Below are 14,133 nucleotides of genomic sequence, written 5' to 3' on the forward strand. Positions count from 1 at the left end.
GGTTCGTGATCATCCGAGGCCGAGGAGTGCGAGGGGGCGGCGAGGGTCGCGGGCGTTGCGGCGAAGACCGGCCGCGATGTTCTTCACTCCGGCCGTACGGAGGGCTCCGATGGCGAGGTTGCGCCAGGTGGCCATCGCGCGGGGCGCGTTGCCGGTCCGCAGCTGAGAGGCGTCCTCGGTGAAGGTGGTGTCGCGGACGTGGTGCAGGGCCTCGATCGTCCAGTGGTCGCGGACGAGTCGGGCGAGCTGGGCCGGAGTGGCCTGCCCGGCGGTCAGGCTGGTAACGGCGTAGACCGTCTTGACGGTGGTCTTGCCGGTCTTGCGGTCGGTGCGCCGGCGCTTGATCTGGACGGCCTGGCGGGCTCCGGGGAAGAGGAGGCTGTTCATGGTGGCGGCCTTGATCCGGCGGATCCCGGAGCGGCCGTGGCCGGTTCCCCGGGTGCGTCCCTGAAGCGGGATGTCCTTCCAGGGAAGGGACTTGAGCTGTCGGCGCAGCTTCTTCTGCTTGCCCTTGACGATCACGATGTAGTGGGCAGCCCGGCCGAGGAGGTAGTCGGCGTGCTCGCGCTGGGTGTGCATGGCGTCGCTGGTGACGACGGCTCCTGCCAGGTCTGCGACGGTGTCCAGCAGCGGCGGGTAGCAGGTGATCTCGTTCGTCTTCTCGCCGACGTCCAGCTGGGCCAGGACCAGGCCGATGGCGTGCTCCGGTGCGGCGAGCAGGTGGCTCCTGCGGCCGTTCGCTTTTGCCGCGCCGCGCAGGCTTTTGGCGTCCACTGCGAGGCCGCGCAGCCCGGTCGCCTTCGGGCGACGGTCGGCGAGCCAGCGTCCGACCGCCCGGTCCAGCGCGTCGCCGTCGATGCGGGCCAGCAGACGGCGGACCGTGGTCTCTGCGGGCACAACCCGCCTGGGCAGAAGCGGATCAGGGTCCGCACCGACCTGTTCCAGCACATGCCCAGGGGCATCGGCGATCCATTCGCCGACCGCCAGCAGCGAGGTCGCTCCGGCCAGCACCGCGCACGCGGTGAGAGTAAGCACGACGGCCAGGCGGTGGCGCACCCCGCGTGGGTCACGCGGGTCCGGCACCTCGGCCAGCCGCTCCAGCAGGCCCGGGACCTCTTCGGGTCCGGCCTGCGGTTTCTCGCGCAGTTGGTCAAGGGCAGGCGGGATCAGAGACGATGCGTCGGCAGGCACGGTCTTCCACTTGGGTCACGGGGCGTAGAGAACTCCATGATCTTCGAAGCCCGTGCCTGCCACGTTCCGGGTACCACCGAGCTGACAGACCGCCTGAACTGGGCCCCGCACGACAACGTCGAAGCCCTGAAAGCATGGCCGGTCAGTTGACGTCGAAACTGCCCGAGTCCACGTCGGCGCTGTCTCCGCTGTCCCCCCAGTTGGGCCCGCCCGGCGGCCCGGCCGCTTCGCGGAGCTGTGTGCTCGCCTTGGCGGAGAGGAATATCCCGGTGATCCCGCCCGCTATGCAGGCCATCATGAGGGCCATTCCCGAGAAGAACAGGGCGGCCCACGGCGGCCTGTTGGTGTCCACGTCGAAGAACATGAGCAGGAACCCGCCGGGGAATACGCCGAAGACCCACGAACCGCAGACGGTAGCCACTGTCAGGCCCTGGTGGAGATCGGAGAAATCGGCGTCGTCCCGTCCCGGCCACACGACCGGGATCAGGGCGACCGCCTGACAGACCAGGCAGGCGAGTTGGATGACGGCGTAGCCCGCGAACCAAATCGGGCGCGACCAAAAGTACACCAACCCGGCCAGGGCGCTGAGGAATGTGCCCGCGTTGCCCACCGTCACCCACACCGAGCGGGACCGTACGAAATCGGACACCACGTCGAACGCCTCCACCCAGAACCATCCCTGGGTGAAATCTCTCCGCCTGAGGTTGTTCTTGATGCTGTTCAGCATGCGCCCCCCGAGTGTGCCTGTCTTGTCCCTGCCCTGCATCATGCCCACCTCAGGGGACCTTCGACCTAGCGCAACCTCGCTGTCGGAGCCCTCCGCACGGCCGCAGTGCAGAACATCGCGGCCGGCCTCCGCCGCAAGCCCGCGACCTTCGCCGCCCCCTCGCACTCCTCGGCCTCGGATGATCACGAACCGGACGTCATGCAACTACGCCGAAGCCCTGGCACCCGGCCCTCGTCATGGTCGCGATCACCGCGGGGGCGTCCGTCGCCGGGATCCTCGGCATGCTGCTCGCCGTACCGGCGACCGCGGCCGCCTTCGGGGCCGCCCATGAACTCCGTACGCGGCAGGCGCCCGACGCGCCCTCGTGATCTACCCCCTGGCCGCCGCCTCGTACAGCTCGAACCAGATGCTCTTGCCCTCGCCCCGTGGGTCGACTCCCCACGCGTCCGCGAGCAGTTCGATCAGCAGCAGCCCGCGCCCGGAGGAGGCGAGTTCGCCGGGGCTGCGCTTGTGGGGGAGGTCGTCGCCGGCGTCCGTGACCTCGACGCGCATCCGGCGCCGGTCCGGCCCGCCGGTGACCTCGGCGACGAGGAGGGCGTCGGCGTCCGTGTGGACCAGCACGTTGGTGACCACCTCGGAGACCAGGAGGACGGCCGAGTCGACCTGGTCGGCGCAGGGCCAGTCGTGCAGGAGCTCGCGCACGTGCCGGCGGGCCCCGGCGACCCGCTCGGGCTCGTCCTGGGCCACCGTCAGGGCCGTACGGCGCACGGTGGGACGTACGAGGGCGGTGTCGCCGCAGCCGCAGCCCTCGCCCTGCCGGCACAGCAGCAGGACCGCGATGTCGTCCTCGCGGCGGTCGGCCAGCGGGCCGGGGCTGTGGTGGGACGACGGGCCGTGCACGCCCTGCACGAGGGCGTCAGCCAGCGCCTCCAGGTCGCCCTCGTGCGACTCCAGGATCCGGCGGATGCGGCGCCAGCCGGTGTCCAGGTCGTGGCCGCCGGTCTCGATCAGGCCGTCCGTGCAGATCAGCATGGTCTCGCCGGGCTCCAGGACGATCCGGGTCGTCGGGTAGTCGGCGTCCGGGTCGATGCCGAGGGGGAGCCCGCCCGCCGTGTGCCGCGTCAGGACCGTGCCGTCGGCCATCCGGACCGCCGGGTCGGGATGGCCCGCGCGGGCGATCTCCAGCGTGCCGGTCTCCGGTTCGACCTCGACGTACAGGCAGGTCGCGAACCGCAGGTCGATGCTCTCCTCGTCGTACGTGATCCCGTACAGGAAGCGGGAGGCGCGGGAGAGGACCGCGTCCGGGCGGTGGCCCTCGGAGGCGTACGCGCGCAGCGCGATGCGGAGCTGGCCCATCAGGCCGGCGGCGCGTACGTCGTGGCCCTGGACGTCGCCGATGACGAGGGCGAAGCGGCCGCTGGGCAGCGGGATCAGGTCGTACCAGTCGCCGCCGACCTGGAGGCCGCCGCCGGTCGGCACGTAGCGGGCGGCGACGCTCATGCCGGGTATCTCCGGGCCCAGGGTCGGCATCATCGAGCGCTGCAGCCCGTCGGTCAGCTCGCGCTCGGTCTCGGCGGCGCCCGCGCGGGAGAGGGCCTGGGCGAGCATGCGGGCCACGGTCGTGAGGACCGAGCGTTCGTCGGGCGTGAAGGAGACGGGATGGGCGAAGGCCGCCATCCAGGCGCCCATCGTCTGCCCGGCGACGGTGAGCGGGATGAAGGCCCACGACTGGCGGCCGAAGTGCTCGGCGAGAGGCCAGGAGGCGGGGTAGCGGAACTTGTAGTCCTCGGGGGAGGAGAGATAGACGGCACGGCCCGTGCGCACCACCTCGGCGGCCGGGTAGTCCATGTCCAGCGAGATCTGGGTGAACGGGCGCTCGTCGCCCGGTTTCTGGCCGTGGTGGCCGATGACGGTGAGCCGGTCGGCCTCCACGCCGAAGACGGCGAGGCCGTCCGGGGAGAAGCCCGGCATCGACAGCCCGGCCGCGACCCGCAGCACCTCCTCCGTGGAGCGCGCCTCCGCCAGCGCGCGGCCCGCGTCCAGCAGGAACGCCTCGCGGGAGCGGCGCCAGTCGCCGGTGACGGGGGTGCGGGCGGCGGTTCCGGGCGGGGGTTCGGAGACCTCCTGCAGGGTGCCGATCAGCTCGTAGTCCCCGGTGAGTCCGTCGACGACCGGCTTGGTCCGGCTGCGCACGATGCGCACCACGTGCCCCTGGTCGTCCACGACGCGCATCCGGACCTCGGCGATGGTCCCCTCGATGATGGCGAGGCGGACGATGCTGTCGACCTCGATCCAGTCCTCGGGGTGGAAGCGGGCGCGGATGCCGGCCTCGGTGATCGTCGTCGGCTCCGGCGGCAGCCCGACGAGGCGCGCGGCCTCGGCGTCGAGAGTGACGAGCCCGGCGCGGGGTTCCGAGCGCCACAGGCCGGTCGCGAGGGCGGAGAGGACGTCCCCTACGGCGGGCAGGGGCTCACCAGTGAGCATTGACCCACTTTAAGAACAGCTGATCGGGCACTGCCACCGAAGCTGTACATCCCACCCAGCCACCGTGGCCGGGACCCGCCCCTGTCCCGGGGGCCGCGGGGGGCGGGGAAAGCGCTGTCTCCGGTCGGGCGTACGCGCTGCGGTGGCGCTGCCGCGCGGGGACAAGGGTGCGCGGGGTGAAGGTCATTGGCGGGGAAGCGCCGTTGCGCTCCGCCGGGTGGAGCGGGGCACCTGCTGTTGGTAGCGGGGCACCTGCTGTTGGTGTCGTGGGCCGGGGGCGCGCCGGGAGGTCTCCGTCCTCGGTCCGGCGGTGCCAGGGAGCTCCGTCCTCAGTCTGGCGGCACCGAGGGGTCTCCGTTCTGGGGCTGGCGGCGCCGGGGGTCTCCGTTCTCGTCCGGCGGTGCGGCGCTGGGGGTGCGAGGTGCTCGGTGGCGGTTCCTGTTGGTGCGGGTGCGGGTGCGGGTGCGGGTGCGGGTGCGGTGGGGCGGCGGTGCCTCGTGACGCCGGGTGCGCGGCTGCGCCCTTCAGGGGCGCGGGGAACCGCGCGACAAGCCGCGACGAACCCGCAGCCGTCCGTCGGCGTCAACCCCGCAGCCGCCCGGCCGGCGTCAACCCCGCAGCCGTCCGCCGGCATCAACCCCGCACACGACACGCCCCCGACCCCGTGGTCGCCCCGGGAACACACTCCGGCACACACCCCGGCACACCCCCGGCACACGAAAAGCCCTCGCCTGACCGCCGGAGGCGGCCGGTACCCTTGGGAGCTCCGGGCCCAACCCCGCCCGGCGCTCCGGGACGCACCCCCGGCGAGACCCACATCAGCGAAGACTGGATGAACGACGATGCATCGGTACAGGTCCCACACCTGCGGCGAGCTCCGCGCCTCTGACGTCGGCACCGACGTCCGGCTGAGCGGCTGGCTGCACAATCGGCGCGACCTGGGCGGCATCCTCTTCATCGATCTGCGCGACCACTACGGCATCACGCAGCTGGTGGCCCGTCCGGGCACGCCCGCGTACGAGGCGCTGGACAAGCTCTCCAAGGAGTCGACCGTCCGCGTCGACGGCAAGGTCGTTTCACGTGGAACGGAGAACGTGAACCCCGACCTGCCGACCGGCGAGGTCGAGGTCGAGGTCGGCGAGGTCGAGCTGCTGGGCGCGGCGGCCCCCCTCCCGTTCACGATCAACACCGAGGACGGGGTGAACGAGGAGCGGCGCCTGGAGTACCGCTTCCTGGACCTGCGCCGCGAGCGCATGCACCGCAACATCATGCTGCGTACGGCGGTGATCAGCGCCATCCGTCACAAGATGACGGCGCTCGGCTTCAACGAGATGGCGACCCCGATCCTCAGCGCGACCTCCCCTGAGGGCGCGCGCGACTTCGTCGTGCCGTCGCGGCTGAACCCGGGCAAGTTCTACGCGCTGCCGCAGGCCCCGCAGCAGTTCAAGCAGCTGCTGATGATCTCGGGCTTCGACCGCTACTTCCAGATCGCGCCCTGCTTCCGTGACGAGGACGCCCGCGCGGACCGTTCGCCGGGCGAGTTCTACCAGCTCGACGTGGAGATGTCCTTCGTCGAGCAGGAGGACGTCTTCCAGCCGATCGAGAAGCTGATGACCGAGCTCTTCGAGGAGTTCGGCAACGGGCGGCACGTCACCTCGCCCTTCCCCCGCATCCCCTTCCGCGAGGCGATGGCCAAGTACGGCTCCGACAAGCCGGACCTCAGGGCCCGGCTGGAGCTCGTGGACATCACTGACATCTTCGAGGGCTCGGAGTTCAAGGCGTTCGCGGGCAAGCACGTCCGCGCCCTGCCGGTGCCGGACGTGGCCGCGCAGCCCCGGAAGTTCTTCGACCAGCTCGGTGACTTCGCGGTCTCGCAGGGCGCGAAGGGCCTGGCCTGGGTGCGGGTGACCGAGGACGGCTCGCTGACGGGCCCGATCGCGAAGTTCCTGACCGAGGAGAACGTCGCCGAGCTGACGAAGCGGCTGTCGCTGGCCTCCGGCCACGCCGTGTTCTTCGGCGCGGGTGAGTTCGACGAGGTCTCGAAGATCATGGGCGCGGTGCGGGTCGAGGCCGCCAAGCGTGCCGGGCACTTCGAGGAGGACGTCTTCCGGTTCTGCTGGATCGTCGACTTCCCGATGTACGAGAAGGACGAGGAGACCGGGAAGATCGACTTCTCGCACAACCCGTTCTCGATGCCGCAGGGCGGTCTGGAGGCCCTGGAGACCCAGGACCCGCTGGACATCCTCGGCTGGCAGTACGACATCGTCTGCAACGGCGTCGAGCTGTCCTCCGGCGCCATCCGGAACCACGAGCCGGAGATCATGCTCAAGGCCTTCGAGATCGCGGGCTACGACCGGGAGACCGTCGAGGAGCAGTTCGCGGGCATGCTCCGCGCATTCCGTTTCGGCGCCCCGCCGCACGGTGGCATCGCCCCCGGCGTCGACCGCATCGTCATGCTGCTGGCCGACGAGCCGAACATCCGCGAGACGATCGCCTTCCCGCTCAACGGCAACGCCCAGGACCTGATGATGGGCGCGCCGACGGAGCTGGACGAGACGCGGCTGCGGGAACTGCACCTTTCGGTGCGCAAGCCCCAGCCGAAGTAGACATCGGATCCGAAGCGTAAATCGGACCCAGTGAACAAGTAAGGCATGCCCTTACCGATGGATTCGCGGAAAAGGGGCTCGAAACCAACGTAGGTTTCGAGCCCCTTTTCCCTCCGCGCAAGAAGGACGCGCTGAGTTCGACGGTCGCCCGCGACGAGGAGGCCCGCAGCCGCGCGCCCGGGGTGTCCCGGCTCAGGCTGCTGATCCACCCCCAGGCCGCGATGCTCACCACGGTCTTCTTCGCCACGTGACCGTGTCGGGCAGCTCGTCCTGACCGCGTTCCAGCAGGTGTGTCGTCGACGCCGGATCCGCTGGCGTCGGCGCTCCCGCACCGGCGTGCTGAAGCAACACCGCGAGGCGGCGCATCCCGGCTCGTCCGGGCCCACCCACAAGACCGCAAAAAAACCTTGGCCGAGGATGTCGAGAACCCGCGCCCGGCTCCGTCCCCGTGGTGAAGGCGACCACAATGGGTCGCACGGACCCGAGGGGAAACACGATGGCCAAGTACTTGCTGCTCAAGCACTACCGCGGCGCTCCCGCCGCGGTCAACGACGTGCCGATGGACCAGTGGGCACCGGAGGAGATCTCGGCGCACGTGCAGTACATGCAGGACTTCGCGGCCCGGCTGGAGAAGACCGGCGAGTTCGTGGACGGTCAGGCGCTCGCTCCCGAGGGGACGTGGGTCCGGTACGACGGTGAGGGGCGCCCGCCGGTCACGGACGGCCCGTTCGCCGAGACCAAGGACCTCATCGCCGGCTGGATGGTGATCGACGTCGACAGCTACGAGCGCGCCGTCGAGCTGGCCGGGGAGCTGTCGGCCGCGCCGGGGGCGGGCGGGAAGCCGATCCACGAGTGGCTCGAGGTGCGCCCGTTCCTGACCGCGCCGCCGACCATCGCGGAGTGCCACTGAGATGGACGAGGCCCTGCTCCGGAGCCTCACGCCGAGCGTGCTCGCAGTCCTCGTCCGCCGCGGAGCCGACTTCGCGGCGGCCGAGGACGCCGTGCAGGACGCGCTGGTCGAGGCGGTCCGCGTCTGGCCGGCCGATCCGCCGCGGGATGCGAAGGGCTGGCTGGTCACCGTGGCCTGGCGCAAGTTCCTCGACGCGACCCGGGCGGACGCGGCCCGCCGCCGGCGTGAGGACCTTGTCGACGAGGAGCCGGAGCCGGGGCCGACGCCCGCCGTGGACGACACGCTCCAGCTCTACTTCCTGTGCGCCCACCCGTCACTGACCCCGTCGTCCGCGGTCGCGCTCACGCTGCGTGCCGTCGGCGGGCTCACCACCCGCCAGATCGCCCAGGCGTACCTGGTGCCCGAGGCGACCATGGCGCAGCGGATCAGCCGGGCCAAGCGCACCGTCTCCGGCGCGCGGTTCGACCAGCCCGGAGACGTCGCCACCGTGCTGCGCGTCCTCTATCTGGTCTTCAACGAGGGCTACTCCGGCGACGTCGACCTCGCCGCCGAGGCCATCCGCCTCACCCGGCAGCTCGCGGCGGCGATCGACCACCCCGAGGTGGCGGGGCTGCTCGCCCTCATGCTGCTCCACCACGCCCGGCGCGCCGCCAGGACCGCGCCCGACGGCAGCCTGGTGCCGCTCGCCGAGCAGGACCGCGGCCGGTGGGACACGCGCCTGATCGCCGAGGGCGTCGAGATCCTGCAGGCGGCCCTCGCCCGCGACCGGCTGGGCGAGTTCCAGGCCCAGGCCGCCATCGCCGCCCTCCACGCCGACGCGCCCACGGCCGAGGAGACCGACTGGGTGCAGATCGTCGAGTGGTACGACGAGCTGCTGCGCCTGACCGACAGTCCGGTCGTCCGGCTCAACCGCGCGGTCGCCGTCGGCGAGGCCGACGGACCGCGCGCCGGGCTGGCGGAGCTCGCGGCGCTGGACGCCTCACTGCCCCGCCACGCCGCGGTGGCGGCGTACCTCCACGAGCGCGACGGCGACCTGGCGACGGCGGCACGGCTGTACGCCGAGGCCGCCCACAAGGCACCCAGCCTCGCCGAGCGCGACCACCTGACCCGCCAGGCCGCCCGGCTCAACGCCCGCCGTCCCACGGCATCCGCGCCTGGACCGCGGCAAGCACCGCGTCGGCCAACTCGGTAGCACTCCCGGGAGTCAGGTAGATCTGTTCTACGTAGATTGAATCTACGTAGATCCCGTTCGTCCGGCTCCTGGCCATGCCAGGGGCCGCGTTCACGCTGCCCTTTCCAGCTCGCACCAGACGAACTTGCCGTTGCCGTCCGGGGGGTGGGTCGCCGTGCCCAGGGTGTACCACCCCCAGTTGTCGGCGCAGCCTTCGACGAGAGTGAGGCCGCGGCCCGATTCGAGGGTGGGGGTCAGGGTGGCGTCGGTCCTGGGCGCCGGGATCGGTGGCGTCGGGTCCGAGTCCCATACGCCGATCCGCAGAACCGGGTCCGACCAGCGGAGCCTTATGGCCGCGGGGCCCTTCGTGTGCAGTACGGCGTTGGCGACCAGCTCCGTCGCCGCGAGCTCGGCGGCTTCGGTGAGCTGGGGAAGGTCGTGGAGGGCGAGGACCAGGCGGAGGGTGCGGCGGCAGATCGTGACGGCGCGGGGGTCGTTGGGGATGGAGAGGGTGTAGGTCCAGGGTCCGTTGTCGGGTGCGGCGGATTCTCCGGTTTCGGGCATGCGTGACTCCTGGTGCGGAGGGGGGAGTTGGGGTGCGCTGTGGTCGCGGGCGGTGGCTTTGTCGCACCCGCCATGGCAGGGCGGGGCGGTGCGCTTCCGGGGTCCCGGCATTCCGCAGCGTGTGCGTTGCGTCACTGACAGTAGGGCTAAATATTTCTCCCTTGCAAGTCGTTCGCGTAACCTTGCACCTGATCGGGGCGTCTCACCGCCCGGACACCGGCTGTTGGGGAAGTGGGAGTCGTATGCCGGCGAGGATCCAGCCGACGGTTCGACAGGTTCGCCTGGGTACTGAGCTGCGAAGACTTCGGGAGGCCGCAGGTCTTTCCTCTCGGGACGCGGCGGGCCTGCTGGGGGTCAATCCGGCTCAGATGAGCCAGTTCGAGGCGGGGAACGCCGGGATCAACGAGGAACGCGTACGCAGACTGGCGGCGCATTACGCCTGTACCGACACCGGGTTGATCGAGGCGCTGGTGGGCATGGCAACGGACCGAACCCGGGGTTGGTGGGAGGACTACCGGGGCGTGCTGCCGCCGGTGTTCCTCGATCTGGCGGAGCTGGAGCATCATGCGACGTTCATCGAGGAGATCTCGACTGCGCACGTCCCCGGCCTGCTCCAGACCGAGGAGTACGCACGAGCTGTCATCACCTACTGGCGACCGGAGCTTCCGGAAAGCGAGGTGCAGCCGCGGGTTGAGCATCGAATGCGCCGTAAGGCGGTTCTGGAGTGTTGCCCGTACGAGGTCTTGCTGCACGAGCCGGTGTTGCGTACGCGAGTCGCCGACCGGCGCGTGGCGCGTGCCCAACTGGACTGGCTCCTCGCGCAGTCGGAGGCGCCCAACGTTACGGTGCGGGTCATCCCGTTCGACGTCGACGGTTTCGCCGGGGCCAGTGCGGAGTTGCTGTACGCGGGTGGCCAGGTTCCCGCGTTGGACACGGCACAGCGAGACACTCCCCAAGGACCGGCCTTCATGGATGCGGCGGCACAACTGCAGTCCATGCGAACGCTTTTTCGTAAGGTGGAAGGGGTGTCCCTCGACCCCGCTCAGTCCCGGGACTACATCCACCGCCTGGCCAAGGAGCTGTGAGACGTGACTCAGTGGCAGAAGTCGACCTTCTCCAGCGGGACCGACGGAAGTAACTGTGTCGAACTCGCCCACGTCAACACCCAGTTGCTCCTCCGCGAGAGCGACACCCCCACTCGAATACTCCCCGTCACCCCCACCGCCCTGGCCGCCCTCCTCCGGGAGATCAGGAGCACCCGGACGCCTGCCCGTCCGTGAACGCCCCGGAGGGGGCCGGGGGCCGGAGCATGAACACGTCCACGGGGTCCTCCGTCTCAAGAACGAACCCGTGTCGCTCGTACAGGCGTCGGGCCGGGCTGCCCCGCAGTACGTTCAGCCGGACGGGGACGCCGTCGTGGTCGCACCGGTCCAGCAGTTCGCCCAGGACGCCCGAACCGATGCCGCTGCCCTGGAGGCGCGGGGCCAGGTAGAAGTGCTCCAGCCAGTGGGCGTCCCTGGCCGGGCGCAGTGCCACGCTGCCGGCGAACGTGCCGTCCACCTCGATGATCCACGTGTGCGCCGGGTCGAACCCGTCCCGCAGACGTCGCCGTACGCGCTCCTCGTCGTACCGCCCGAGCCGTTCGAGATCGGGCCGCATCACCACGGCGCGCAGTTCTGCCACAGCCGTCACGTCCGACATCGACGCCGGCCGCATCCGCCAGTCCGCCACGGTCCCCTCCGTCACTCCGGTCGGCGCAGGCCCGCGATGAGGAGGCCGACCACGCGGCGGGCGTCGTAGTGCGGATCGCCCTCCGCGCCGATGCAGAGGTTGCCGACGCCGCGCATGAGCTCCAGGGCCTCCATGTCGGAGCGGATCTCACCGGCGGCGGCCGCGGCGTCGAGCAGGTGGGCGCACACGGGCACGAGGCGGTCGATGAAGTAGGCGTGCAGCGTGTCGAAGTCGGCGTTGCGGGACTGCAGCGCGGCGGCGAGGCCGTGCTTGGTGACCAGGAAGTCGACGAAGAGGTCGATCCACTGTCCCAGCGCGGCGTAAGGAGTCGCGCTGGTCTCCAGCAGGGCAGGACCGGCCTCGGCGCAGGCCTCCACCTGGTGCCGGTACACGGCGACGATGAGGTCCGCGCGCGTCGGGAAGTGGCGGTAGATCGTGCCCATCCCGACGCCCGCCTTGGCCGCGATGTCGCGCACCGGCGCTTCCACGCCCGACGTGACGAAGACCGCGGCGGCCGCGTCGAGCAGCGCCTTCTGGTTGCGCCGGGCGTCCGTCCGTTTGGGCTGCCGGGCCGCGCCCCGTGCGACCGCGCCCTTGTCGCTGGCGTTCACCGCGCCGCTCCTTCCGCTGCCAAGCCCTGTCGGGCGCTGTCAAGGCTACGAGGGTATCGAGCTTGCCGAAACGGAGCGTTGTTCCGTATCGTAAGCGGAGCGCTGTTCCGCTTTGTGGGCGGCGCCCTCACCTTCCTTGGAGGAGACCCAGTCATGCAGTACCGCACCTTGGGCCGCACCGGTGTGCAGGTCAGCTCCCTCGCGCTCGGCGCGATGAACTTCGGCAGCATCGGGCGCACCACCCAGGAGGAGGCCACCGCCCTCGTCGACGCCGCCCTCGACGCCGGGATCAACCTCATCGACACCGCCGACATGTACGGCGCCGGCGAGTCGGAGGAGATGGTCGGCAGGGCCATCGCCGGCCGTCGCGACGACATCGTGCTGGCCACGAAGGCGGGCATGCCCATGGGCGAGGAGCCCAACCACCGGGGGAGCTCGCGCCGCTGGCTGATCACCGAGCTGGACAACAGCCTGCGGCGCCTCGGCGTCGACCACGTCGACCTGTACCAGATCCACCGCTGGGACCCGGCCACCAGCGACGAGGAGACGCTGTCGGCCCTGACCGACCTTCAGCGCGCGGGCAAGATCCGCTACTTCGGCTCCTCGACCTTCCCCGCGTACCGCATCGTGCAGGCCCAGTGGGCCGCCCGTGAGCACCACCTGAGCCGTTACGTCACCGAGCAGCCCAGCTACTCCGTCCTGCAGCGCGGGATCGAGACCCACGTGCTGCCCGTGACCGAGGAGTACGGGCTCGGGGTGCTGGTGTGGAGCCCGCTGGCCTCGGGCTGGCTGTCGGGCGCGGTCCGCGCGGGCCGGGAGATCACCACGAGCCGGTCGGCGTTCATGCCGGACCGCTTCGACACCGCCCTGCCCGCCAACCGGGCCCGGCTCGACGCCGTAGAGCAGCTGGCCAAGGTCGCCGACGAGGCGGGCCTGACCCTGATCCAGCTCGCGCTCGGCTTCGTGACCGCGCACCCCGCCGTGACCAGCGCGCTCATCGGCCCCCGCACCCTGGACCACCTGCACGCGCAGCTCGCCGCCGCGGACACCGTGCTCTCCGCCGACGTGCTCGACGCCATCGACTCGATCGTCGCCCCTGGCACCGACCTGGCCGCACACGAGAAGTACGACACCCCGCCCGCGCTGCTCGACGCGTCACTGCGCCGACGCCACTGACCGAGGGAAGCATCCCCAGTGACACCCCGAACCCGGCCCGCCTTCGGCATCATGACCGCCCCCTCACAGGTCGACTACCAGGACATCCTGCGGGTCTGGAGCGAGGCGGACGCGATCCCGGAGATCGAGCACGCCTGGCTGTACGACCACCTCATGCCGATCTTCGGCGACCCGAACGGGCCGACCTACGAAGGCTGGACGCTGCTGGCGGCCCTCGCCGCCCGGACCCGCCGGCTGCGCCTCGGCGTCATGGTGACCAGCAACCGGTTCCGGCCGCCCGCGATGCTGGCGAAGATCGCCACGACCGTCGACGTCGTCTCCGGCGGACGGCTCGACTTCGGCATCGGCGTCGGCTCACGCCCCCACCCTCCCGCGGCCCACCGTGAGTACGCGGCCCACGGCCTGCCCTTCCACGACCCCGCGCAGGCGGTCGAAAGCCTCGCCGAGGCCTGCGCGTTGATCCGCCGCCTGTGGACCGAACCCGAACCCTTCGACTTCCACGGCGCACACCACCACCTCACCGGAGCGTTCGGCAGCCCCAAACCCGTCCAGCGACCCCACCCGCCCCTCCTCATCGGCGGACGCTCGTCCGCGACCCTCCGCGTGGCCGCCGAGCACGCCGACCTCTGGAACATCCCGGGCGGCGACATCGACGACTGCGTCCGCCGCGGCGCCCTGCTCGACCGCTACTGCTCCGAGACCGGCCGCGACCCCGCATCGATCACCCGTTCGATCCACCTGTCCGTCTCCTACGACCGGCCCGGCGACACGCGGCGCGCGATCCGCGAAGCCGTCGACGCCGGTTTCCACCACGTCGTCCTGGGACTCGGGGCGCCCTACCCGGTCCACGTCGCACGGTGGGTCAGGGACGAGCTCATCAGCACGTAGGTCCAGCCCCTGCCCGCCTAGGGCTGCTTTTCGGGGACTGCTCCCTCTACGCCGAGTTCCCCGGGGGCGACCAC

At 71.0% G+C, this 14,133-nt stretch carries 12 protein-coding genes and 2 pseudogenes; 8 read left to right on the plus strand and 6 right to left on the minus strand.

Features of this window, described 5'->3' with window-relative positions; genetic code table 11:
- Positions 1 to 168 precede the first annotated feature (168 nt).
- Both ACZ49J_RS08985 and ACZ49J_RS08990 read right to left on the minus strand, forming a co-directional pair.
- Positions 169 to 1,191, minus strand: a pseudogene (locus ACZ49J_RS08985) (ISAs1 family transposase); the annotation flags it as partial.
- A gap of 142 nt (positions 1,192 to 1,333) precedes the next feature.
- Positions 1,334 to 1,918, minus strand: a complete 585-nt coding sequence (locus ACZ49J_RS08990; protein WP_467446860.1) for a hypothetical protein — start codon at positions 1,916 to 1,918, stop codon at positions 1,334 to 1,336.
- A 221-nt stretch (positions 1,919 to 2,139) separates the two neighbouring features.
- Here ACZ49J_RS08990 and ACZ49J_RS08995 point away from each other — a divergent pair.
- Positions 2,140 to 2,286 (plus strand): annotated as a pseudogene (locus tag ACZ49J_RS08995) (AI-2E family transporter); the annotation flags it as partial.
- 1 nt (position 2,287) lies between these two features.
- Here the strand turns inward: ACZ49J_RS08995 and ACZ49J_RS09000 are convergent.
- Positions 2,288 to 4,402 (minus strand): ATP-binding SpoIIE family protein phosphatase, encoded by a 2,115-nt coding sequence (locus ACZ49J_RS09000; RefSeq protein ID WP_467446861.1) that lies wholly within the window; start codon positions 4,400 to 4,402, stop codon positions 2,288 to 2,290.
- An 842-nt stretch (positions 4,403 to 5,244) separates the two neighbouring features.
- On the opposite strand from ACZ49J_RS09000, the gene aspS reads away from it, so the two are divergent.
- The 3 genes from aspS (at position 5,245) to ACZ49J_RS09015 (ending at position 9,110) form a co-directional block, all read left to right on the plus strand.
- Positions 5,245 to 7,008, plus strand: a complete 1,764-nt coding sequence (gene aspS / locus ACZ49J_RS09005; protein WP_467446862.1) for an aspartate--tRNA ligase — start codon at positions 5,245 to 5,247, stop codon at positions 7,006 to 7,008.
- 496 nt (positions 7,009 to 7,504) lie between these two features.
- Positions 7,505 to 7,918, plus strand: a complete 414-nt coding sequence (locus ACZ49J_RS09010) for a YciI family protein (RefSeq protein WP_467446863.1) — start codon at positions 7,505 to 7,507, stop codon at positions 7,916 to 7,918.
- 1 nt (position 7,919) lies between these two features.
- Positions 7,920 to 9,110 (plus strand): RNA polymerase sigma factor, encoded by a 1,191-nt coding sequence (locus ACZ49J_RS09015; protein WP_467446864.1) that lies wholly within the window; start codon positions 7,920 to 7,922, stop codon positions 9,108 to 9,110.
- 90 nt (positions 9,111 to 9,200) lie between these two features.
- Here the strand turns inward: ACZ49J_RS09015 and ACZ49J_RS09020 are convergent, their stop codons facing one another.
- Positions 9,201 to 9,653 carry an ATP-binding protein gene (locus ACZ49J_RS09020; protein WP_467446866.1) on the minus strand — a complete coding sequence of 151 codons (453 nt, stop codon included), beginning with the start codon at positions 9,651 to 9,653 and terminating at the stop codon, positions 9,201 to 9,203.
- 242 nt (positions 9,654 to 9,895) lie between these two features.
- Here ACZ49J_RS09020 and ACZ49J_RS09025 point away from each other — a divergent pair, with 242 nt between their 5' ends.
- Positions 9,896 to 10,738, plus strand: coding sequence for a helix-turn-helix domain-containing protein (locus tag ACZ49J_RS09025; protein WP_467446868.1), 843 nt, complete (start codon positions 9,896 to 9,898; stop codon positions 10,736 to 10,738).
- A gap of 3 nt (positions 10,739 to 10,741) precedes the next feature.
- The gene (locus ACZ49J_RS09030; protein ID WP_467446869.1) at positions 10,742 to 10,933 is read left to right on the plus strand and encodes a DUF397 domain-containing protein; all 192 of its coding nucleotides are present in this window, start codon (positions 10,742 to 10,744) and stop codon (positions 10,931 to 10,933) included.
- On the opposite strand, the gene ACZ49J_RS09035 is transcribed toward ACZ49J_RS09030, so the two are convergent.
- Together ACZ49J_RS09035 and ACZ49J_RS09040 are read right to left on the minus strand one after the other, a co-directional pair.
- Positions 10,902 to 11,354 carry a GNAT family N-acetyltransferase gene (locus ACZ49J_RS09035; RefSeq protein WP_467447200.1) on the minus strand — a complete coding sequence of 151 codons (453 nt, stop codon included), beginning with the start codon at positions 11,352 to 11,354 and terminating at the stop codon, positions 10,902 to 10,904. The genes ACZ49J_RS09030 and ACZ49J_RS09035 overlap by 32 nt on opposite strands.
- A gap of 41 nt (positions 11,355 to 11,395) precedes the next feature.
- A complete protein-coding gene (locus tag ACZ49J_RS09040) occupies positions 11,396 to 11,995 on the minus strand; it encodes a TetR/AcrR family transcriptional regulator (RefSeq protein ID WP_467446870.1) in 600 nt (199 codons plus the stop codon).
- Between the two features lie 153 nt (positions 11,996 to 12,148).
- Here ACZ49J_RS09040 and ACZ49J_RS09045 point away from each other — a divergent pair, with 153 nt between their 5' ends.
- Both ACZ49J_RS09045 and ACZ49J_RS09050 read left to right on the plus strand, forming a co-directional pair.
- Entirely contained in the window at positions 12,149 to 13,171 is a 1,023-nt protein-coding gene (locus ACZ49J_RS09045; protein ID WP_467446872.1) for an aldo/keto reductase, read from the plus strand.
- Between the two features lie 51 nt (positions 13,172 to 13,222).
- Positions 13,223 to 14,059, plus strand: coding sequence for an LLM class flavin-dependent oxidoreductase (locus ACZ49J_RS09050; protein WP_467447201.1), 837 nt, complete (start codon positions 13,223 to 13,225; stop codon positions 14,057 to 14,059).
- Positions 14,060 to 14,133: the final 74 nt, after the last annotated feature.

This window comes from Streptomyces sp. NPDC030840 (genome assembly GCF_055572015.1).